Annotated in this window: 18 protein-coding genes; 11 read left to right on the forward strand and 7 right to left on the reverse strand. The window is 70.6% G+C overall.

Going from position 1 to position 20,578, the window contains the following annotated elements:
* Nucleotides 1-4: 4 nt before the first annotated feature.
* From E1181_RS09895 to E1181_RS09905, 3 genes are all read right to left on the reverse strand, one after another.
* Nucleotides 5-727 (reverse strand): haloacid dehalogenase type II, encoded by a 723-nt coding sequence (locus E1181_RS09895; protein WP_132673674.1) that lies wholly within the window; start codon nt 725-727, stop codon nt 5-7.
* A 76-nt stretch (nt 728-803) separates the two neighbouring features.
* Nucleotides 804-1,805, reverse strand: coding sequence for an aldo/keto reductase family protein (locus E1181_RS09900; RefSeq protein ID WP_132673675.1), 1,002 nt, complete (start codon nt 1,803-1,805; stop codon nt 804-806).
* Nucleotides 1,806-2,381: 576 nt separating this feature from the next.
* Nucleotides 2,382-4,205 carry a glycoside hydrolase family 3 protein gene (locus tag E1181_RS09905; protein WP_132673676.1) on the reverse strand — a complete coding sequence of 608 codons (1,824 nt, stop codon included), beginning with the start codon at nt 4,203-4,205 and terminating at the stop codon, nt 2,382-2,384.
* 339 nt (nt 4,206-4,544) lie between these two features.
* Here E1181_RS09905 and E1181_RS09910 point away from each other — a divergent pair, with 339 nt between their 5' ends.
* Nucleotides 4,545-5,987, forward strand: coding sequence for a glycoside hydrolase family 30 protein (locus E1181_RS09910; protein ID WP_132673677.1), 1,443 nt, complete (start codon nt 4,545-4,547; stop codon nt 5,985-5,987).
* A gap of 135 nt (nt 5,988-6,122) precedes the next feature.
* Nucleotides 6,123-6,722, forward strand: a complete 600-nt coding sequence (locus tag E1181_RS09915; protein WP_132673678.1) for a cadmium resistance transporter — start codon at nt 6,123-6,125, stop codon at nt 6,720-6,722.
* A 207-nt stretch (nt 6,723-6,929) separates the two neighbouring features.
* Here the strand turns inward: E1181_RS09915 and E1181_RS09920 are convergent, their stop codons facing one another.
* The gene (locus tag E1181_RS09920; RefSeq protein ID WP_132673679.1) at nt 6,930-8,126 is read right to left on the reverse strand and encodes a cytochrome P450; all 1,197 of its coding nucleotides are present in this window, start codon (nt 8,124-8,126) and stop codon (nt 6,930-6,932) included.
* Between the two features lie 216 nt (nt 8,127-8,342).
* Here E1181_RS09920 and E1181_RS09925 point away from each other — a divergent pair, with 216 nt between their 5' ends.
* Nucleotides 8,343-9,773 carry a serine/threonine-protein kinase gene (locus tag E1181_RS09925; RefSeq protein WP_132673680.1) on the forward strand — a complete coding sequence of 477 codons (1,431 nt, stop codon included), beginning with the start codon at nt 8,343-8,345 and terminating at the stop codon, nt 9,771-9,773.
* 1 nt (nt 9,774) lies between these two features.
* On the opposite strand, the gene E1181_RS09930 is transcribed toward E1181_RS09925, so the two are convergent.
* A complete protein-coding gene (locus tag E1181_RS09930) occupies nt 9,775-10,428 on the reverse strand; it encodes a response regulator (RefSeq protein WP_132673681.1) in 654 nt (217 codons plus the stop codon).
* Nucleotides 10,425-11,519, reverse strand: a complete 1,095-nt coding sequence (locus E1181_RS09935) for a sensor histidine kinase (protein WP_132673682.1) — start codon at nt 11,517-11,519, stop codon at nt 10,425-10,427. Before E1181_RS09935 ends, E1181_RS09930 begins: the two co-directional genes overlap by 4 nt.
* A gap of 244 nt (nt 11,520-11,763) precedes the next feature.
* On the opposite strand from E1181_RS09935, the gene E1181_RS09940 reads away from it, so the two are divergent.
* From E1181_RS09940 to E1181_RS09950, 3 genes are all read left to right on the forward strand, one after another.
* Nucleotides 11,764-12,771: a substrate-binding domain-containing protein gene (locus tag E1181_RS09940; RefSeq protein WP_132673683.1), complete on the forward strand. Its 1,008-nt coding sequence runs from the start codon at nt 11,764-11,766 to the stop codon at nt 12,769-12,771.
* 68 nt (nt 12,772-12,839) lie between these two features.
* Nucleotides 12,840-13,745 carry an ABC transporter permease gene (locus E1181_RS09945; RefSeq protein WP_132673713.1) on the forward strand — a complete coding sequence of 302 codons (906 nt, stop codon included), beginning with the start codon at nt 12,840-12,842 and terminating at the stop codon, nt 13,743-13,745.
* Nucleotides 13,742-14,548 (forward strand): ATP-binding cassette domain-containing protein, encoded by an 807-nt coding sequence (locus E1181_RS09950; RefSeq protein ID WP_132673684.1) that lies wholly within the window; start codon nt 13,742-13,744, stop codon nt 14,546-14,548. The genes E1181_RS09945 and E1181_RS09950 overlap by 4 nt, the downstream gene beginning before the upstream one ends.
* A 5-nt stretch (nt 14,549-14,553) precedes the next feature.
* Here the strand turns inward: E1181_RS09950 and E1181_RS09955 are convergent, their stop codons facing one another.
* Nucleotides 14,554-14,751 carry a hypothetical protein gene (locus tag E1181_RS09955; RefSeq protein WP_132673685.1) on the reverse strand — a complete coding sequence of 66 codons (198 nt, stop codon included), beginning with the start codon at nt 14,749-14,751 and terminating at the stop codon, nt 14,554-14,556.
* 126 nt (nt 14,752-14,877) lie between these two features.
* On the opposite strand from E1181_RS09955, the gene E1181_RS09960 reads away from it, so the two are divergent.
* From E1181_RS09960 to E1181_RS09970, 5 genes are all read left to right on the forward strand, one after another.
* The gene (locus tag E1181_RS09960) at nt 14,878-16,071 is read left to right on the forward strand and encodes a dipeptidase (protein ID WP_132673686.1); all 1,194 of its coding nucleotides are present in this window, start codon (nt 14,878-14,880) and stop codon (nt 16,069-16,071) included.
* 374 nt (nt 16,072-16,445) lie between these two features.
* On the forward strand, nt 16,446-17,354 hold the full coding sequence (hpnC, locus tag E1181_RS31755) for a squalene synthase HpnC (RefSeq protein WP_207922085.1): 909 nt from the start codon (nt 16,446-16,448) through the stop codon (nt 17,352-17,354).
* On the forward strand, nt 17,318-18,214 hold the full coding sequence (gene hpnD / locus E1181_RS31760; protein ID WP_207922086.1) for a presqualene diphosphate synthase HpnD: 897 nt from the start codon (nt 17,318-17,320) through the stop codon (nt 18,212-18,214). The genes hpnC and hpnD overlap by 37 nt, the downstream gene beginning before the upstream one ends.
* Nucleotides 18,211-19,572, forward strand: coding sequence for a hydroxysqualene dehydroxylase HpnE (gene hpnE / locus E1181_RS31765; RefSeq protein WP_268952449.1), 1,362 nt, complete (start codon nt 18,211-18,213; stop codon nt 19,570-19,572). Before hpnD ends, hpnE begins: the two co-directional genes overlap by 4 nt.
* Nucleotides 19,569-20,576 (forward strand): polyprenyl synthetase family protein, encoded by a 1,008-nt coding sequence (locus tag E1181_RS09970; protein ID WP_132673687.1) that lies wholly within the window; start codon nt 19,569-19,571, stop codon nt 20,574-20,576. The genes hpnE and E1181_RS09970 overlap by 4 nt, the downstream gene beginning before the upstream one ends.
* Nucleotides 20,577-20,578: the final 2 nt, after the last annotated feature.

The raw sequence follows: 20,578 nt of genomic DNA on the forward strand, positions 1-20,578 counted from the left end.
GAGGTCAGCCCGGCACGTGCTGGGGCAGTTGGACCGAGAGGTCGACGATGTCCTGGGCGATGACGTCCCACGGGCCCGTGGCGTGGAGGTCTTGGCGTTGGGTCGGACCGTACTCGGTGGGGCGTGGGATGAACGCCGTCCGGAGGCCTGCCTGCTGGGCCGCTTCCAGGTCGGTGTTGTGGGCCGCGCAGAGCATGACGCGTTCCGGAGGGAGGCGGAGGATCTCGGCTGCGCCGAGGTAGGCGCGGGGGTCGGGCTTGTAGGTGCCGAGCAGGTCGGAGCCGAGGATCACGTCCCACGGCAGCCCGGCGTGCTTGGCCATGTTGGTCAGCAGAGCGGTGTGGCCGTTGGAGAGCGGGCCGATGATGAAGTGCCGCTTCAGCTCGGTCAGTCCGGGGACGCTGTCGGGCCAGGCGGGGAGGCGGTGCCACGCGCGGTTGAGCCGGTCCACATCGGACGGTTCGGCGGTGTCGAGGGGGAGTCCGAGTTCGGCGGCGGTGGCTTCGAGGTTCTCGCGGTGCAGGACGTCGAGGTCGACGAACTCCCGCTCGCCGCTGCGAACCGGGGCCATCGACGGTTGGTAGCGGCCGCGCCACGCCAGCGCGAACTCGTCCGGGTCGACGGCGCTGGAGAACTCCGCCACCGCCTGCGCGATGCCGCTCCTCCAGTCGACGACGGTGCCGAAGGTGTCGAACAGCACCGCGTCCACCAGGCGTTCCGGTCGCATCGTCGCCCTCCCGGGTCGTGTCCAACGCTCGCAGGTTACGGGCTCGTCGGCACGCCCGGAAGGGCGACGTGGTCGGTCAGCTGCGGGACTTCGGGGCGTTCTCGGCGGTCTTGCCCGGATCGGTGACCGCGACCGGAGCGAGGACGTCGTTCATCTTCGCCACCAGCTCCCCGTCCAGCTCCACACCTGCGGCGACGGCGTTCTCCGACACCTGCTCGGGCCGGGAGGCGCCGATGATGGCGGCCGAGACGTTGTCGTTCTGCAGCACCCACGCCACCGCGAGTTGGGCCAGCGACAACCCCGCTTCCTCGGCCAGCGGCTTGAGCTGCTGGACGCGGTCCAGGACCTCGTCGCGCAGGTAGCGGGCCACGAACGTCGAGCCGCGCTCGTCGGTGGCGCGCGAGCCGGCAGGCGGCTCGGCGCCGGGCCGGTACTTCCCGGTCAGCACGCCCTGGGCGATGGGGGAGAACACGATCTGCCCGATTCCCAGCTCGCGGGACGCCGGGACGACCTCGCCCTCGATGACCCGCCACAGCGCCGAGTACTGCGGCTGGTTGGACACCAGCGGGATCCGCAGCTCGCGCGCCAGCGCGTGACCCGCGCGGATCTGATCCGCTGTCCACTCGGAAACCCCGATGTAGTGCGCCTTCCCGCTGCGGACGACGTCGGCGAAGGCCTCCATCGTCTCCTCCAGCGGCGTCTCCCGGTCGTAGCGGTGCGCCTGGTAGAGATCGACGTAGTCGGTCTGCAGCCTGCGCAGCGAGTTGTCGATCGACTCCATGATGTGCTTGCGGGACAGCCCGCGGTCGTTCTCGCCCTCGCCCATCGGGTGGTAGACCTTCGTGAAGATCTCCAGGCCCTCGCGGCGCTCGGACCGCAGCGCCCGCCCCAGCACCTCCTCGGCGCGGCCGCCCGCGTACACGTCGGCGGTGTCGAAGCTGGTGATGCCGTTGTTCAGCGCGGCACGCACGCAGGCCACGGCGGCGTTCTCCTCGACCTGGGAGCCGTGCGTGATCCAGTTGCCGTACACCAGCTCGCTGATGATCAAGCCGCTGCTGCCCAGATGCCGGTAGTGCATTCGCGTCCTCCTGGTCGCCTAGAAGCGCAAGCCGCCGTTCGCAGCATCAGCCGCTGCTCCACCCGATCGGCTCAACTCTCCATCGATCATCCCAGGTCAGACGCGCAATTTCGATCAACTGAGCGTGTTCGCCGGTGATGATCTCTTGCGTAAACGCGAGGTAACCGCCAAGGTATCCAGCGCACGCCGCGCTTCGGCCGGGTGTGTGGCCTGGCGAGACAACGGAGTCTTGCCAGGCGTCGAAAGCCCGGGTCGGCCGTTCACGAGGCCGGTCCGATGGAGTTGAAGAGGATTCCCTGGTGCCCAACATCCGCCGGCAACGAACCGCCGACGACCGGGACGGCGCAACCCGCCTCATTCTGCGGGCCGCATGGCTGCAAATCCTCACCGCGCTCGTGCGCTGACGCCACCCGTTGGCCTGACGTGAGCTGATCAACGTCGTCGTGGGATCTGGACGCGCATCTCGCCGTGGAGGGTGAGCGCGCGGACGAGCACGCGGGACGGTTGCAGCCGCTGCGAACCTGAAGGGGAGGACTCCCCCGGCCACCGCTCGGTGCCCGGGGGAGTCCTCCGTGGTCAGTACTGCAGGCCGAAGCCGTAGGGGAACAGGGGTTTCTGGCCGTCTCCGTCGTTGATGGGTTGTTGGTCGGCGGAGTTCATCCAGGTCATCGGTAGGGTGCCGGTGGGGTTGTAGTCGCCGAAGAGGACGTCGGCGACGCCCGCGCCTTCGGTGCCCGGCAGCCAGGAGGCGAGCAGGGCGTCCCAGTTGGGCAGGTCCTGGCCGATGTCCAGCGGACGTCCCGAGACCGTGACCGCGATGACCGGAACCCCGCTGTCCTCCAGCTTCTTCAGCGTCTCCTGGTCCTCCTGGTCCAGGCCCATGCCGGACGGGCGGTCGCCCTTGCCCTCGGCGTAGGGGGTTTCGCCGACGACCGCGATGGCGGCGCTGTAGCTGTTGTCGATGCCCGTGCCGTAGCGGTCGTAGGTGACCTGCGAGCCCTTGGCCGCGTCCTTGATGCCCTGCAGGATCGTCGTGCCCGGGGTGATCGGGCCGCTCTCGCCCTGCCAGCTGATCGTCCAGCCGCCCGACTGGTTGCCGATGTCATCGGCGTTCTTGCCCGCCACGAACAGCTTCCCGCCGTCCTTGGGCAGCGGCAGCAGGCCACCGTCGTTCTTCAGCAGCACCTGCGATTTGCGGACCGCGTCGCGGGCGAGCGCGCGGTGCTCAGGGCTGCCGACCGTGCCGGTGAACTGCCTGTCGGTGTAGGGGTTCTCGAACAGGCCGAGCTCGAACTTCTTGGTGAGGATGCGCCGGTTGGCGTCGTCGATGCGCGACATCGGCACGTGCCCGTTCTCCACCTCGCCGCGCAGCAGCTCGGTGAACTTCTTCCAGTCGTTGGGCACCATGATCATGTCCAGGCCCGAGTTGATCGCGGTGGCGACCTCCTCGGCGGTGAAGCCCAGCTGGCCGTCGATCTGGTCGATCGCGTCGTAGTCGGAGATCACAAAGCCCTTGAAGCCCAGCTCGCCCTTGAGCACGTCGTTGACCAGGTACGAGTGGGCGTGCAGCTTCAGGCCGTTCCAACTGCTGTAGGAGATCATCACCGAACCCACGTCCCGGTTGACGGCCTCCTGGAACGGGGGCAGGTGCACGCGGCGCAGCTGCTGCTCGTCGATCTCGGTGTTGCCCTGGTCGTCACCGCCGGTCGTGCCGCCGTCGCCGATGTAGTGCTTGGCCGTGGCCAGCACCGATCCGGGGGCGTTGAGCGCTTCGCCCTGCAGGCCGTTGATGGCCGTGGCGTGGGCGGTGGGCCGCTCCGGGGTCTCGCCGAAGGACTCGTAGGTGCGGCCCCAGCGGTCGTTGCGGGCCACGCACAGGCACGGGGCGAAGTCCCAGTCGATGCCGGTGCCCGAGATCTCCTCGGCGGTCGCGCGCCCGATGTCCTCGGTCAGCTTCGGGTCGTTGGCCGCGCCCAGGCCGATGTTGTGCGGGAAGATCGTCGCGCCGTGCACGTTGTTGTGCCCGTGCACCGCGTCGACGCCGTAGATCAGCGGGATGCCCAGCGGGGTGGCGGTCGCCGCGCGCTGGTAGTCGTCGTACATGTCCGCCCAGGACTCGGCGGTGTTGGGATCGGGGGCCGAGCCGCCGCCGCTGAGCACCGAGCCCAGAGCCGACGAGGCCGCGGTCTGCGGGTCCGCCGCGACGCGCTCGGCCTGCGTCATCTGACCGATCTTGTCCTGCAACGACATCCGCGACAGCAGGTCCTCGACGCGGTCGGGAACCGGCGCGGACGCGTCGCGGTAGGTCGGGCCGGCAGCGGCCACCGTCGGGGTGATCACCGCCGTGCACGCGAGGGCGGCGCCGATCGCCGCCACGCGCATCCGTCTGCTGAAGGTCATGAACGCATCTCCTCCGCGTTGAGAAAGCACAGTGCTGAAAGGCATTCGCGCGACTGCGGGTCGAATTCCGAAATATTTCGAAGTTCCCGCGCTGGTCGAACACCTCCGAACCGATACAGTCCTGGGGCGTCGCGGTGTGGTCGGGTTTGTCGCGATTGCCGAACCTAGCACCGGGAACGCGAATCACGGGAATGTTGGCGAAAGTTCGACACGGTGCCCCGAAAGGCCGTGCCGCGTTCGCCGGAATGCCGGATCAAATGGGAATTCCCATGTGCGCTCACGAGGAATTCGGCGAACAATGCCGTCGTTCACCCGTCCCTCGGTTGAGAGGAACTCGCGATGAAGAGAACCCGACCCTGGCGCAGGCGCGCCGCGCTGCTCGCCGGCACCCTGCTGCTGGGAACGGCGGCGGGCACCGCGCCCGGCGGTGCCGCGCCGGTCGTGCAGGTGTGGGAGACCACCGGCGACAAGAGCAAGCTCCTCGAACGCCAGGAGGACGAGGAGTTCGGGTCCGGGGGCAGCGCGCAGACCATCATCGACGTGGACCCGGCCACGACCTACCAGACCATCGACGGGTTCGGGGCCGCCTTCACCGACTCCTCGGCCTCCCTGGTCGCCAACAACCTCGACCAGGGCGCGCGCGATGAGGTGATGAACAACCTCTTCGGAGCCGACGGCATCGGGTTGAGCATGGTGCGGCAGCCGTTGGGCGCCAGCGACTTCGCCACCGCCGAGTCCGGCGACTACACCTTCGACGACACCTGCTGCGACCTCTCAGACTTCACCACCGGGCACGACGAGGCCTACATCCTGCCGATCCTGCGGCAGGCCAAGCAGATCAACCCGGATCTGAAGGTGATGGGCACGCCGTGGAGCGCTCCGGCGTGGATGAAGACCAACGACAACGTCGACGGCGGTGAGCTCAAGTCAGAGAGCCACGGCGTGTTCGCCGACTACCTCGTCAAGACCGCCCAGGCCTACTCCGACGCCGGTGTGCCGCTGGACTTCCTGAGCATCCAGAACGAGCCCTACCACCCCGAATCCGGTGACGGTTCCGCTGGATACCCGTCGATGCACATGTCCCCGGAGCAGCAGGCCGCGGTGATCGGCGACGAGATCGGCCCGAAGTTCGCCGAATCCGGCCTGAAGACCCAGCTGCTCGCGTGGGACCACAACTGGTCGCACCCCGAGTACCCGGGCATCGTCGTCGACGACCCGGAAGCGGGCCAGTACGTCCCGGGCGCGGCCTTCCACTGCTACGAAGGTGATGTGTCCGGGCAGAGCGAGTTCCAGCAGGCGCACCCGGACAAGGGCATCTGGCTCACCGAGTGCTCCGGTGGTGACTGGTCGCCGGACTTCGCCCAGAACCTCAAGTGGCAGACGCAGAACCTCGTCATCGGCGGAACCCGGAACTGGGCCAAGGGCGTCGCGCTGTGGAACGTGGCGCTGGACCAGAACCACGGCCCGACCAACGGCTGCTCCGACTGCCGGGGCGTGGTCACCGTCAACACCGACGACGGGCAGGTCACCTACAACGAGGAGTACTACGTCCTCGGCCACGTCGCGAAGTTCGTGAAACCCGGTGCGCAGCGCGTCGAATCGACCAGCAACCCCAACGGCATCGAGTCCGTCGCCTTCCGCAACGTCGACGGCTCCCTCGCCCTGCTGGCGCTGAACGCCTCGGACTCCGAGCAGACCTTCCAGGTCCGCAGCGGCAGTCAGAGCTTCGAGCACACCCTCCGGGCCGGGGCCGTCACGACCTTCACCTGGCAGGAGGCCTGACGCGGGGATGGGGGGAAGCCCCTCTTCCCGTCGAGCTCCTCGTGCACGACGTGGTAGCTCGCGCTCGGCTCGGGTGATTCCTGCCGTCGACCACGTAGGGTCGCCGCGTCAGATGGATGCGGAGGGAAGGTCGCGGTGGAGCTGACGCTGGTCGGGCAGGCCGTGGGCATGTTCGCGGTGACCAACATCGACGACATCGTGATCCTGGCGCTGTTCTTCGGTCAGGCCGCTGGTCGTCCCGGGGGTGCCGTTCGGGTCGTGGCCGGGCAGTTCCTGGGCTTCGGCGCGATCTTGGCCGCGGCGATCGTCGGTGCGCTCGGCGCGGGCCTGCTTCCCGAGTCGGTCCTGCCGTACCTCGGGTTGCTTCCGCTGCTGCTGGGCATTCGTGCCGGTTGGTCGGCGTGGCGCGAACGCCGGAACGGAGACGGGGGAGAGATCCCGAGCGCGGGTGATGGCCCGACGACGTGGGCGGTCGCCGCGGTCACGCTCGCCAACGGCGGGGACAACATCGGGGTCTACGTCCCGGTGTTCGCCACCGCCGGCTCAGGCGGGCCGGCCGTGTTCGCGGTCGTGTTCCTGCTGCTGGTGGCCGTGTGGTGTGCCGCAGGGCGGTACTTCGCCACCCGGCCGGTGATCGCCCGCTCCCTGTCGCGCTGGGGTCACATCGTGCTGCCCGTGGTCCTGATCGGCATCGGCCTGGTGATCCTGATCGAAGGCGGAGCGTTCGGGCTGTGATCCGCGGAAAGCCGGGCAACTGAGCCCTGACCGCGATGGTGTGGCCGGTGCGGACCCCGTCGGCAAGGACGCGATGCTGCCGATCTCGCGCAACGCCGTCGGGGTGCGAACCGAGCGAGCGGTCAGCGCGCCTTCGGACTTGCTGAAGCCGAAAGCGCGCTCCACCCCTGGGAAGTGTTCGAACGACCCCCGCACGCCGGGGTGCGGTCACTCTCCGACGGCCACGACCATGCCGCGGAGCTCGTAGCCGCCGATCGCGTCGTTGAACGACACGCGCGGCGGGGTCTGCAAGCGCACACCGGGGAGGGCGAACAGCCGGGTCAGGAACACGTCGGTCTCCTGGATGGCGATGGTGTTGCCCGGGCAGCGGTGCGGGCCGTCGCTGAACGACAGCCCCGGCGCCGTCGCGTCGGTGAGCTCGCGGTGCGGGCACACCTGCAGCGGCTTCTCGCCGAACGCGGCCTCGTCGGCGTTGGTGCTGGTCACGTCGATGTCGATGACCTCGCCTGCCGGAACGGTGTGCGTCTGGCCGTCCTCGCCGGGCAGCTCCACCGGGGCGGTGGTGCGGCGCATCAGGTGCGCGACCACCGGCTCCAGCCGCAGGAACTCGTGCAGGATCGCCAGCCGCTCGGACTCCTCGGCGTTGACGTAGCGCTCGCGCAGGGCGTCATCGGTGAACAGGTGCCAGGCGGCCAGATTCACGAACTCGCGGGTCGTGACCATGCCCGCCGCCGCGACCGTGATGCACTCGCCGAGGATCTCCGCCGACGAGCAACCGTCGGCCAGCAGGTGCGAGATGAGATCGTCCTGCGGCTGCTTGCGCCGGGCGCGCACCGCGGGCAGCACGTCGGCGAAGTAGATGCCGCCCCAGTTCACCGCCTGCCGCCACACCCAGTACAAGCCGTGCAGGCTGGTGAAACCCGGTTCGCCGAACTCCTCCGGGAAGAACCGCTCCAGGCGTCCCGCCAGTCCCGGACGGCTCTCGGTCAGCCCGATCACCGCGCACGCCACGCCGATCGCCAGCTCGAAGCTCAGCTCCGAGAGAACGGCGGTCCCGTTGGTGGTGAGCTTGGCCAGCTGCTCGTCGCTGACCCGCTCCATGATCCCCCGGTAGGACTCGTCGACCTTGCGGGGAGTGAAGTACTTCGCCGTCTGGCGGCGGTGCTCGCGGTGCTCCGGGCCGTCCCGGTAGAGGACCGGGCGGCGGATCTTGGCGGGCATCTTCTCCACGGTCTCCACGCCGAGACCGGCCTGGACCGTGTCGGTGCTGCGCAGGGCCGCGCGGGCGGCGGCGTGACCGCGAACTCGCCACACGCCGTCGGCATCCCGGCTCACCGGGCATCCACCGGTGGTCTCCCCGCGATCGATCTTGCGTGCGTCCGTGCCGTCGTCGGTCGTCGACATCTGTGGGACCGGTCCTTTCCCGAAGCCCGTGGCGGAACATGATCTTTCCTCGCCTTTGGTAGCAGGCGCGCGCTGGTCGGCGCAGCCGGGGCTGGCGCTTCGTAGCGGAAACTTCACCGAGCGCAGCGGCCGTTCGGCGGAGGGGGCGGTGGGCCGTGCTGTGCGCTCTGCGTAACCCAATAGGATGGCCGCAACTTCGGACTAGGAGCAGCAGTCGTGCAGTCGCAGTTCGGCCCGTACCGGGTGGAGGGCGTCATCGCCCGCGGGGGAATGGGCGAGATCCTGCGCGCATACGACACCCGCCACGACCGCATCGTCGCGCTCAAGCTGCTCGCCCCGCACTTGGCGGCCGACCAGGAGTTCCGCGAGCGCTTCAAGCGCGAGGCGCACGCCGCCGGGCGCCTCAACGAGCCCCACGTCATCCCGATCCACGGCTACGGCGAGATCGACGGCCGCCTCTACCTGGACATGCGCCTGGTCGAGGGCGAAGACCTCGGCGCGCGGCTCACCGCTCATGGTCCGATGCACCCGCAGGACGTGGTGCACGTGATCGAGCAGGTCGCGCAGGCGCTCGACGCCGCGCACGCCGCGCGCGTCGTGCACCGGGACGTCAAGCCCTCCAACGTGCTGCTGGGCGCGGGCGGTTTCGCCTACCTAGTGGACTTCGGCATCGCGGCTTCCATCCAGGACGCCACGAGCCGCACCTCCGGCAGCGTCACCATGGGCACGCTGGCCTACATGGCGCCGGAGCGCTTCGGCGACGCCCCGTCGGACCACCGCGTGGACGTGTACTCGCTGGCCTGCGTGCTCTTCCAGTGCCTCACCGGCGCCAAGCCCTACGGCGTGACCAGCACCGAAGCGCTGATCTACGCCCACCTCAACCGCGAGCCCCCGAAGCCCTCGGAGGCGATGCCCGGTGTGTCGCCGGAGTTCGACCGGGTGGTGGCCACCGGCATGGCCAAGAACGCCGCCGACCGCTACTCCAGCGCGGGTGAGCTCGCCGCAGCGGCCCGGCGGGCGCTGCGCAGCACCTCCCCGCTCGGGGCCGCCGCATCGGGCGTCGAGCCCGAGCGGCGCAAGTCGCGGTGGCCGATCGCGCTCGCCGGCATCGGCGCACTGGCCGCGGTGGCCGGTGTCGCCGCTGCGGTCATGACGCTGCAACCCGAGCCCACCGACGGCCAGGCGACTCCCATCCCGATCCCCACGTCACCCGCGGTGACGAGCGCCTCGGCGAGCCAGCCCGTCCCCAGCGCCTCGGCCACACCGACCAGCGCCCCGTCCTCGGAGACGTCGGCGCCGCGCAGCACCACCGCGACGCCGACGACCTCGCGGCGGCCGTACGCGGCGAAGACCTGCAAGACCATCACCTACGAGGGCAAGGATCGCGGCAACGGGTGCTTCAACGCCGACCGCGACCACATCGGGATCAGGGACACCTACAAGGACGGGTACTGGGTCAAGATCCGCTCGGAGACCGACTACCACCACACGGCCGAGTGCCGGGACACCAGCAGCGAGGGCGAGTACGTCGAGTGCAAGCTCCAGCTCAGGCCCGAGGGCTCGGTGCGGGTGATGGTCGAGCTGTGGGACGCGAACAAGAAGCTCGCCGCCACGTCCTGGTCGGACTTCGCGCCGATCAGCAAGTGAGTCAGTCGACGACGCCGGACTGGTAGGCGAACACCACCAGCTGGGCGCGGTCGCGCGCGCCGAGCTTGACCATCGCGCGGCTGACGTGCGTGCGCGCCGTGGCCGGGCTGACCACCAGGCGTCCGGCGATCTCCTCGTTGCTCAGCCCCTCCGCCACCAGGGCCAGGACTTCGCGCTCCCGATCGGTGAGCGCGTGCAGCTGCGGGTGCGGATCGCGGGAGCGCGGCGCCAGCTGGACGAACTCGCGCACCAGTTTCCGCGTCGCCGACGGCGCGAGCAGCGCCTCGCCACCCGCGACCAGGCGGATCGCGCGGAGCAGGTCCACCGGGGTGGTGTCCTTGAGCAGGAACCCGCTGGCACCGGCGCGCAGCGCGCTGAAGACGTACTCGTCGATCTCGAAGGTGGTCAGCACGATCACCTTGGTACCGGCCAGATCCGCGTCCGCGGTGATGCGCCGGGTCGCCTCCAGACCGTCCACACCGGACATCCGGATGTCCATGAGCACCACGTCGGGGTGGTGCTCGCGCACCTTGCGGACGGCGTCGAGCCCGTCGGCGGCTTCGCCCGCGCAGTCGAGGTCGTCCTCGGACTCGATGAGCGTGCGCAGCCCGATGCGCACCAGGTCCTGGTCGTCGACGATGAGCACGGTGATCACTGCTGCGCTCCGATCGGCAGCCGGGCGTGCACCCGGAATCGGCCGCCGGAGGCTCCGGCGCTGAACTCGCCCCCGAGCGCCTCCACGCGGCGCCGCATCCCCGGGATGCCGAGGCCGTCGCCGCCGGTGGTCGCGGGGGAGGGGTTGGTGACCTCGATGGTGACCTCCTCCGGCGAGTAGTCGAGGGTGATCTCCGCGCGCTGCTCCCGGCTGTGGCGCAGCACGTTGGTCAGGGACTCCTGCAGTATCCGGTATCCGGTGAGGTCGACCGACTTCGGCAGCTCCGGCATCTCGCCGCGCACGCGCAGCGAGACGTCCACCCCGGCATCCCGGGTGCGGTTGACGAGGTCGTGCGCGCGGCTCAGGCCGGGTTCGGGACCCTGGCCGGTTCCGGCGCGGACGACGGCCAGCGTCGCGCGGAGCTCGTCGAGGGCGTCGCTGCTGGTGCGGCTGATCGCGTTGAGGGCGATCTCGGCCTGGTCGGGCTTCTTTGCCAGCACGTGCAGCGCGACGTCGGCCTGCATCTTGATCGCGGCCAGCCCGTGGCCGACCACGTCGTGCACCTCCTGGGCGATGCGCAGCCGCTCGTCGTCGACCCGCCGCCGCAGCGCCTCGGACCGCTGCCGGGCCACGGCCTCCGACTGGGTGCGCGCCACCAGGCCCGCGGCGAAGGGCACCAGCACCCAAGCCGCAGCCGGGATGATGCCCGCCCAGCCGGGACCGGTGAGGACGGTGTGCGCCCACAGCAGCAGAAGAGCGACGCCGGCGGCGATGCCCGCCGTGCGCGGTGGTCGGTGGCGCGCGATCGAGTACACCGCGACCAGCAGCGCCAGCAGGATCGGCCCGTACCGGAACCCGGCGACGAGGTATCCGGACACGGCGACGGCCACGACGCCGAGCACGACCAGCGGCATCCGCCGTCGCCACGCCAAGGCCAGTCCCGCGACCACGACGAACGCGATGGCGAGCCCGTCCAGGCCGCGCATCCCGTGCCCGGCCCACCGGTGGGCGGCGACGGTCCCGACGACCCCGACCGCGGTCACCAGCATCGCCAGGACCACGTCGCCGATGCGAGGGCGCAACACAATCATGCCGACCAGTCTCACCGACCGGCCCGCGCTCCGGCGTCCTCCCAGTGCCGACACACCGGCTACGTCCCCGAGCGTACTCACGCGTCAGCTGCGTCGATAACTTCAGTGTCGAGTGAAGTCAATCGAATGCGCGGCGAGGAACATCCAGGAGCGAGGCGAGGGCAGCCGAACGGGGGAGTTGTCCGCCGGTTCGGTTGGGCATGATCTCGGGGCGTCCCTGGAGCGGCCTCAGTGTGGAGGACTCATGTTCGCAAGGGCTTTGGGCATCGTTCTGACCGGACTGGCGCTGGTCGCCACGGGATGTTCGGCGGAGCGCGAGTGGGGTGGCAACGCCGCTCCGGACGGCGGAACCGCCAAGATCGGGCTGGTCACCAAGACCGACACCAACCCCTACTTCGTCGGACTGAGGTCGGCCGCGGAGGCAGCGGCTGCGGCCAAGAACGCGGAGTTCATCGCGCTGGCGGGGCAGTTCGACGGCGACAACGACGGCCAGGTCCGGGCCATCGAGAACTTCATCCAGCAGGGCGTGTCCACGATCATGATCACCCCGAACTCCTCCACCGGCGTGATCGACGCGCTGGCGCGGGCCCGGCAAGCGGGCATCCTGGTCATCGCCCTGGACACCACGACCGAGCCGACCGAGGCCGCCGACGCCACCTTCGCCACCGACAACTTCGAGGCCGGACGCCTCCAAGGCGCCTACGCCAAGGCCGCCCTCGGCGACCGGGCGCCGGCTGTCCTGATGATCGACGGCACGGCGGGATCCTCGGTGAGCTCCTTGCGGCACGCGGGATTCCTCGCCGGCATGGGCCTGGCCGAGGGCGCGCCGCAGATCCGCGGCACCACCAACGCCAACGGGGACCAGAACCTCGCGCAGCAGGGCGCCGAGAACCTCCTGGCCCGCAGCAGCGACATCAACGCCGCCTACACGATGAACGAACCCACGGCGCGCGGCGTCCACGCGGCCCTGCAGGCGCGCGGACTCGGCGAGCAGGTCGTGATGGCCTCGATCGACGGCGGTTGCGAAGGCGTCGCGGCGATCAAGTCCGGCCAGATCCGCGCCACGGTCATGCAGTTCCCCGCCAAGATGGCGCAGCTGGGCGTCGACGCCGCCGTCGAGCACGCGCGCACCGGCACCAAGCCCGGCGGGTTCCACGACACGGGCTCGGTGGTGATCACCGACGAGCCGATGCCCGGCATCCCGAGCCAGCCCGTGGCGTGGGGCGAGCAGCACTGCTGGGGCGAGAAGTGACGGCTACCGCCGAGGAACGCTTCAACGCGCGGGAATTCCTGCTGCGCGCACCGGCGGTCGGTCCCGCGATGGCGCTGCTGCTGGCCGTCGCGGTGTTCTCGCTGACCACCGACACGTTCCTCAACCCGGACAACCTGTCGCTGGTGGTCCAGCAGTCCCTGGTGATCGGCACGCTGGCGCTCGGCCAGACCTTGATCATCCTCACCGGCGGCATCGACCTCGCCAACGCCTCGGCCGCCGTGGTCGCGACCCTCGTGATGGCGCTGCTGGTGCTGGGCGGCGTCCCCGGAGTCCTCGCGCTGCCCGCCGGGATCGCCACCACGGCGCTCATCGGCTTGGTCATCGGCGCCCTGGTCACCCGGGTGCGGCTGCCGCCGTTCATCGTCACCCTCGGCATGCTGACCATGCTCACCGCCATCGCGAAGCTGCTCGCCGACGGCGAAGCCGTGCCCACCGCTGACGGGCTGCTGACCTGGCTGGGAACTCGCCGCTACCTGTTCGGCGGCATCGAGATCACCTACGGCATGACGCTCGCCCTGCTGCTGTACCTGGTGGTCTGGTACGCGCTGACCCGGACCGCCTGGGGCAGGCACGTCTACGCCGTCGGCAACGCGCCGGAGGCCGCGCGCCTGTCGGGCGTCGCGGTCAACCGCACGCTGCTGTCGGTCTACGTCGTCGCCGGGGTGATCTTCGGGATCGCCGCCTGGCAGGCGCTCGGCCGGGTGCCCAACGCGGACCCGAACGCCTACCAGCTCGGCAACCTCGACTCCATCACCGCCGTGGTCCTCGGCGGCACGAGCCTGTTCGGCGGGCGCGGATCGGTGCTGGGAACCCTGATGGGCGCGTTGATCGTCGCGGTGCTGCGCTCCGGGCTCACCCAGCTCGGCGTCGACGCGCTCTACCAGGACGTGGCCACGGGTGCGCTGGTGATCGCGGCGGTGGTGTTCGACCGGCTGGCCAGGAGGCAACGATGAGCACGCCCACGCTGTCGGCCACGGGCCTGAGCAAGCACTACGGGCGGGTCACCGCCATCGACGACGCCGACTTCGAGGTCTTCCCCGGCGAGGTGCTGGCGGTGGTCGGCGACAACGGAGCGGGCAAGACCAGCCTGATCAAGGCGCTCTCCGGCGCGCTCATCCCGGACGCGGGCGAGATCCGCGTGGACGGTGAGCCGGTGCGGTTCCGCGGACCACTGGACGCGCGGCGGTGCGGCATCGAGACCGTCTACCAGGACCTCGCGCTGGCCCCGGCCCAGGACATCGCCGCCAACATGTTCCTCGGCCGCGAGCGCCGGCACGCGGGCGTGCTGGGAAGCGTGCTGCGCAAGGTCGACCGTGCGGCGATGCGGGCCGAGGCGCAGCGGGTGCTCGACGAGCTGGGGATCGGGGTCAAGTCGATCACCCAGCCGGTGGAGACGCTCTCCGGCGGTCAGCGCCAGGGCGTCGCGGTCGCCCGCGCGGCGGCGTTCGGCAGCAAGGCCGTCATCATGGACGAGCCCACCGCCGCGCTGGGCGTGGCGGAGGCGGGCAAGGTCCTCGAACTCATCGACCGGATCCGCGCGCGAGGACTGCCGGTCGTGCTGATCAGCCACAACATGCCGCACGTGTTCGACATCGCCGATCGGATCCACGTGCACCGGCTCGGCAGGCGCGTGGGCGTCGTCTCGCCGCGCACGCACGACATGAGCCAGGTCGTCGGACTGATCACGGGAGCGTTGGAGGCAGGGCAGGACGGAGCGTTGCGCGAGGTCTCAGGTGCTCGGCGCCGCGACGGCTGAGTCCGTCAACTATCCACAATGGAGTGGTATTCGGTCAGGCGGGCGACGTAGTCGTCGATCTGCTCGTCCAGCTCGGCCAGCCGGGCGCGCAACCGCTCGGCCTGCTGCGTCGAGGCACCGGGCAGTTGCGCGGCGAGGTGCCCGTACTCGGCCAGCACCGTGGGGAGGTTGCTGGTGTCCTGCTGCCTGGGAATGCGCTCCATATCACGATGGTGCGGCCGAACGTCCGATTCGTCGATTCGATCTACGCGTGCCACACGACCCTGGTCGGGTGATCTCGAGCGGATATGCTCACCAGGAACAACCGACCGGGTGAATTGGGAGGCGCGATGAGCGACGCGGACGTGGTGGCCCAGGCCCGAGAGCTGCTCGAGGCCACGCCGGTGCTCGACGGTCACAACGACCTGCCCTGGGCGCTGCGGGAGCAGGTCCGCTACGACCTCGACCAGCGCGACATCGCCACCGATCAGACCGGGCGGCTGCACACCGACCTCGCACGCCTGGACGCCGGCGGAGTCGGCGGGCAGTTCTGGTCGGTCTACGTGCCCACCGAGCTGCAGGGCGACGCCGCGGTGAGCGCCACGCTGGAGCAGATCGACTGCGTCAAGGCCCTCGCCGCCCGCTACCCGGACCGGCTGCGCCTGGTCCGCACCGCCGACGAGATCGAGGCCGCCCGCGCCGACGACAAGATCGCCTCGCTGATGGGCGCCGAAGGCGGGCACTCGATCAACTGCTCGCTGGCCACCCTGCGCGCCTTCTACGACCTGGGCGTGCGGTACCTGACGCTGACGCACAACGACAACACCCCCTGGGCCGACGCCGCCACCGACGAGCCCGCTCACGACGGGCTCACCGCCTTCGGCGTCGAGGTCGTGCGCGAGATGAACCGGATGGGCATGCTCGTCGACCTCTCGCACGTCGCCGCCGACACCATGCGCGACGCGCTGCGCGCCAGCCGCGCCCCGGTGGTGTTCTCGCACTCCTCCTCGCGCGCGGTCTGCTCGCACCCCCGCAACATCCCCGACGACGTGCTCGCCCAGCTGCCCGGCAACGGGGGCGTGGCGATGGCGACGTTCGTGACCAAGTTCGTCCTGCAGGAGTCGGTGGAGTGGACCGCCGCCGCGCAGCGCGAGCTGGTCGCCCACGGGCTCAGCGACCTGTCGGGCACCCCGGAGGCCAAGGAGGTGCTCCGCAAGTTCGAGGAGGCCAACCCGCAGCCGGTGGCCACCTCGGCGACCGTCGCCGACCACCTCGACCACATGCGCGAGGTCGCCGGCATCGACCACATCGGCCTCGGTGGCGACTACGACGGCACGATCTTCCTGCCGCAGGACCTCGACGACGTCTCCGGCTACCCGAACCTCATCGCCGAGCTGCTCCGCCGCGGCTGGTCGCACGCCGACCTGGGCAAGCTGACCTGGCACAACGCCGTCCGCGTGCTGCGCGACGCCGAGCGCGCCGCCACGGAGCTGCAGCGCACCGAATCGCCGTCGATCGCCACCATCGATCAGCTCGACGGCTGACCTCCTCGTGACGCGCGCCCGGCGGTGATCTCCGCCGGGCGCGTCGTGCTTCGCCCTCCTCTCCGCGGATCCGCTTCGGCCCCGCTGCGCCGACCCGGTGACCTGGGGTCGTTGCTCGCGCCCGCGCGCAGTCGCAGTCGGTAGTCGACTAGTCCAAAGTGGTCAGGGTTGGCCACTCGATCCGGCCACCTGCTGGCGGGTCTGCGCGGGACGCGCGCATCCGGTGTCCAATATGGAACCGGGGAGAAGGTGCGTGGTCGAACACCGGCACGAATCATCGTGATTCATGTGGTTCTTCGTTCGCCCTGCGGTTCCGCATGGGCGCTCATACGATGCCGGTTGCGCCTCCTGGCCGGTGGATAGGAGGAGGACCGATGGTCTTGTCGTTGCCGGACGAGACGCTGTCCGGAGAGGATCCCGAACACCCGCAGTGGTCGGCGCGTCCGGGGGAGCTGCCGCGCAGCGCCGCCGTGCTGGCGAGAATGCGTTCGGAGAACTTCCCGGTGGCTTCCCGCGTCCTGCCCGGCGGTGTCCGCAGACACCTGCACGCCCTCTACGGCTACTTCCGGCTCGTCGACTACGCCGGCGACGAGGCGCCCGGCAACCGCGACGCGCTGCTGGACTTCCTCGAACACGACCTCGAACGCGCCTACCAGGGCACCGCGCGCATCCCCATCATGCAGGGGCTGGCGCCCACGGTCACCGAGTGCGGCATCCCGATGTCCACGCTGGTCAAGCTGATCGAGGCCAACCGGTGGGACCAGCACGTCAAGCGCTACGACGACTTCGCCGGGCTGCTGGACTACTGCGCGCTGTCGGCCAACCCGGTGGGGGAGTCGGTGCTGCACGTCTTCGGCCGCCCGGAGGAAGGCCTGATCGCGCTGTCCGACCGGATCTGCAGCGCGCTGCAGATCCTGGAGCACCTGCAGGACCTCGCCGAAGACCGCCGGGCCGGCCGCGTCTACCTGCCCACCGAGGACCTCGAGCGCTACGGCTGCGATGAGCAGGACCTCACCGCGCCGCGCGCCTCGACCGCGCTGCGCGGGCTGGTGCGCTTCGAGGTCGACCGGGCACGCCGGATGCTGCGCGACGGCAGCGTCCTGGTCGGCGCCCTGTCGGGAACCGCCCGGGTGGCCGTCGCCGGCTACGTCGCGGGCGGGCTGGCCACCGTTGCCGCGTTCCGCGCGGCCGGACACGACCCGCTGGCCGCACAGGTCAGCCCGAGCAAGGCGCGCACCTTCACCGAATGGGCGCGGTTGCACGCGATGGGAGGGATCCGGTGAGCTCACCGACCCGGTTCCGGGACGCCTACCAGGAGTGCGAGCGGATCACCCGCGAGCAGGCCCGCAACTTCTCCTACGGCATCCGGCTGCTGCCAGGTCCGAAGCGCGGCGCGCTCTCGGCGGTGTACGCCTTCGCCCGCCGCGTGGACGACGTGGGCGACGGCGATCTTCCGCGCGAGGAGAAGCTGCGCGAGCTCAAGACCTGCCGCGAGGCGGTGCACCAGGCGTCGACCGATTCGACCGATCCGGTGCTGGTGGCGCTGGCCGATGCCGCGATCCGCATGCCGTTGCCGCTGGAGGCGTTCGACGAGCTCATCGACGGCTGCGAGGCCGACGTGCGCGGCACCAGCTACACGAACTTCGACGAGCTGCTGCACTACTGCCGCTGCGTTGCCGGTTCGATCGGCCGGTTGTCGCTGGGCGTGTTCGGCACCGACGATCCGAGCGTCGCCACCGCGCGGGCCGATGCGCTCGGCGTGGCGCTGCAGCTGACCAACATCCTGCGCGACGTCCGCGAGGACCAGATCAACGGGCGGGTGTACCTGCCCGCTTCCGACCTCGCGCACTTCGGCGTGCGGCTGGAACCCGGCGGCGGGTTCGTCGAGGACACGACGCGGTGGAACAGGCTGATGCGGTTCCAGGCCGCGCGCGCCGACCGCTGGTACACCGAGGGTTTCCGGCTGCTGCCGATGCTGGACCGGCGCTCGCGCGCCTGCTGCGCCTCGATGGCCGGCATCTACCACCAGCTGCTGGTGCGCATCGCCACCAACCCCAACGCCGCGATGCACCAGCGGACCTCGCTGTCGGGCTGGCGCAAAGCCGGAGTCGCGGCCCGCTCGCTGGCCGGGATGACGCCGTGAACCGCGGGACCGTGGTGGTCATCGGCGGCGGGCTCGCCGGCATGGCCGCTGCCCTGGACTGCCGGGAGCACGGGTACTCCGTGCGGCTGCTGGAGGCGAGGCCCCGGCTCGGCGGGGCGACCTACTCGTTCGCGCGCGGAGACCTGCTCGTCGACACCGGCCAGCACGTGCTGCTGCGCTGCTACACCGCCTACCTCGACCTGCTGCGCAGGATCGGCGCGGCCGACGGGATCCGGATGCAGCAGCGGTTCCGCGTCCCGGTGCTCAGCCCGGGTGCGGCACCGGCCTCGCTGACCCGCTGGAACCTGCGCGCGCCCGCGCACCTGGCCCCGGCGCTGCTGAGCTACCGGCGGCTGAACTGGGCGCAGCGGGCCCGGGCGGCGCGCACCGCGCTCGCGCTGCGCGGCATCGACCCGGCGGACCCTGCGATCGACGAGCAGAGCCTCGGCCAGTGGTTGCGCGATCAGGGCGAGACGCCGCGCGCGGTCGACGCGCTGTGGGGCTTGCTGGCGGTGGCCGCGCTCAACGCCGAACCCGACGACGCCTCGATGGCGCTGGCCGCCAAGGTGTTCCGCACCGGACTGCTCGAAACCGCCGACGCCTGCGACATCGGAGTCCCGCAGCAACCGCTCTCCGAGCTGCACGGCGAGGCCGGGCGACGGACCCTGCTCGCGGCGGGCGTCGACGTGCGGCTGCGGTGCAGGGCGCGCGCGATCCGCCGCGGTCCGAAGGGCTTCCAAGTCCCGGTCGAGGAGCAGGCGGGCGCGAGCGTGCTCGACGCAGACTCCGTCGTGGTGGCCACCCCGCACCCGGCGGCGGCAGCGCTCGTCGACGAGCTTCCGGTGCGCGGATCCGCCGAGTGGTCCCGGTTGTCGTCCTCGCCGATCGTCAACGTGCACGTCCACTTCGACCGCGCGGTCACCGACCACGCGATGGCGGCCGTGCTCGACTCGCCCGTGCAGTGGGTCTTCGACCGCACCCGCATCTCCGGTGCCCGCCGAGGCCAATACCTGGCGCTGTCGCAGTCGGCCGCGCAGCGGGAGATCGGGATGCGGACCGAGGAACTGCGCGAGATCTTCCTCCCGGCGCTGCGCGAGCTGTTCCCCGCGGTCGGGAAGGCGAAGCTGCTGGACTTCTTCGTCACCCGCGAACCCCACGCCACCTTCCGGCAGGCCCCCGGCAGCGCGGCGCTGCGTCCCTCGGCGATCACCGAGGTGCCCGGCCTGGTGCTCGCGGGTGCGTGGACGGCCACCGGCTGGCCGGACACCACCGAAGGCGCGGTGCGCAGCGGCATCCGCGCCGCCGAGGCGGTCGACGCCGAACTGCGATCGCGGACGAGCGTGGAGGTGACTGCATGACGACACTCCTGCCTCCGGCCCTGCGCACAGCGCGGGAGCTGGTGGAACCGACGCTGCGCTCGGCGGTGGCGCGGCTGGACGCCGACACCCGGCGGGTCGGCGAGTACCACTTCGGCTGGATCGGCGTCGACGGCGCGCCCACCGACGCGGGCGGCAAAGCGCTGCGCCCCGCGATGGTCCTGGCCGCGACCGAAACAGCCTGCGGCACAGCAGAACACGGTGTTCCGGCGGCGGCGGCGGTGGAGCTGGTGCACAACTTCTCGCTGCTGCACGACGACGTCATGGACGGCGACACCTCCCGCAGGCACCGGCCCACCGCGTGGACGGTCTTCGGGTCCTCCGCGGCGATCCTGGCCGGTGACGCGCTGCTGGCCGTGGCACCGGAGGTCCTGCTGGAATCCGACGTCCCCAACGCGGCGGTCGCGGTGCGCTCGTTGCTGACGACCACCCGGGTGCTCATCGCCGGGCAGACCGCAGATCTCGGCTTCGAACGCCGCCAGGACGTCGACCTCACCGAATGCCTGGGCATGGCGCACGACAAGACCGCTGCGCTGCTGGCCTGCGCCTGCTCCATCGGGCCGCTGAGCGCTGGAGCCCCGCGCGAGAGCGTCCGCGCGCTGCACGCCTACGGCACCGAGCTGGGGATGGCGTTCCAGCTGGTCGACGACCTGCTGGGCCTGTGGGGAGACCCGGAGGTCACCGGGAAGCCCGTGCTGTCGGACCTGCGCACCCGCAAGAAATCGGTCCCGGTGGTGCACGCCCTGACCTCCGGGACGGCAGCGGGGGAGCGGTTGTGGGAGCTCTACGAGCAGCCCGAACAGCTCACCGAGGCGCAGCTGTGCGAAGCCGCCGAGATGGTGCGTCGCGCCGGATCCGAGGACTGGACGCGGGGGGAGTGCCGCCGCCGGCTCGAACTCGCGGAGGCGCAGCTGGAAGTCGGATCGCTGGGCGACACCGCCGCACTGGGAGAGCTCGCCGAATTCATCGTACGGAGGAAGCTTTGACC

The sequence above is a fragment of the Saccharopolyspora terrae genome, from assembly GCF_004348435.1.
Classification (GTDB): domain Bacteria; phylum Actinomycetota; class Actinomycetes; order Mycobacteriales; family Pseudonocardiaceae; genus Saccharopolyspora; species Saccharopolyspora endophytica.

What these genes read in the sequence shown, in the direction of transcription:
- hpnD (WP_207922086.1), top strand. Translation starts at nt 17,318, where the DNA reads ATGGGCGCGGTTGCACGCGATGGGAGGGATCCGGTGAGCTCACCGACC.
- E1181_RS09910 (WP_132673677.1), top strand. Translation starts at nt 4,545, where the DNA reads ATGAAGAGAACCCGACCCTGGCGCAGGCGCGCCGCGCTGCTCGCCGGC.
- E1181_RS09950 (WP_132673684.1), top strand. Translation starts at nt 13,742, where the DNA reads ATGAGCACGCCCACGCTGTCGGCCACGGGCCTGAGCAAGCACTACGGG.
- E1181_RS09955 (WP_132673685.1), bottom strand. Translation starts at nt 14,751, where the DNA reads ATGGAGCGCATTCCCAGGCAGCAGGACACCAGCAACCTCCCCACGGTG.
- E1181_RS09945 (WP_132673713.1), top strand. Translation starts at nt 12,840, where the DNA reads ATGGCGCTGCTGCTGGCCGTCGCGGTGTTCTCGCTGACCACCGACACG.
- E1181_RS09960 (WP_132673686.1), top strand. Translation starts at nt 14,878, where the DNA reads ATGAGCGACGCGGACGTGGTGGCCCAGGCCCGAGAGCTGCTCGAGGCC.
- E1181_RS09940 (WP_132673683.1), top strand. Translation starts at nt 11,764, where the DNA reads ATGTTCGCAAGGGCTTTGGGCATCGTTCTGACCGGACTGGCGCTGGTC.
- hpnC (WP_207922085.1), top strand. Translation starts at nt 16,446, where the DNA reads ATGGTCTTGTCGTTGCCGGACGAGACGCTGTCCGGAGAGGATCCCGAA.
- E1181_RS09895 (WP_132673674.1), bottom strand. Translation starts at nt 727, where the DNA reads ATGCGACCGGAACGCCTGGTGGACGCGGTGCTGTTCGACACCTTCGGC.
- E1181_RS09905 (WP_132673676.1), bottom strand. Translation starts at nt 4,205, where the DNA reads ATGACCTTCAGCAGACGGATGCGCGTGGCGGCGATCGGCGCCGCCCTC.
- E1181_RS09935 (WP_132673682.1), bottom strand. Translation starts at nt 11,519, where the DNA reads ATGATTGTGTTGCGCCCTCGCATCGGCGACGTGGTCCTGGCGATGCTG.
- E1181_RS09920 (WP_132673679.1), bottom strand. Translation starts at nt 8,126, where the DNA reads ATGTCGACGACCGACGACGGCACGGACGCACGCAAGATCGATCGCGGG.
- E1181_RS09900 (WP_132673675.1), bottom strand. Translation starts at nt 1,805, where the DNA reads ATGCACTACCGGCATCTGGGCAGCAGCGGCTTGATCATCAGCGAGCTG.
- E1181_RS09970 (WP_132673687.1), top strand. Translation starts at nt 19,569, where the DNA reads ATGACGACACTCCTGCCTCCGGCCCTGCGCACAGCGCGGGAGCTGGTG.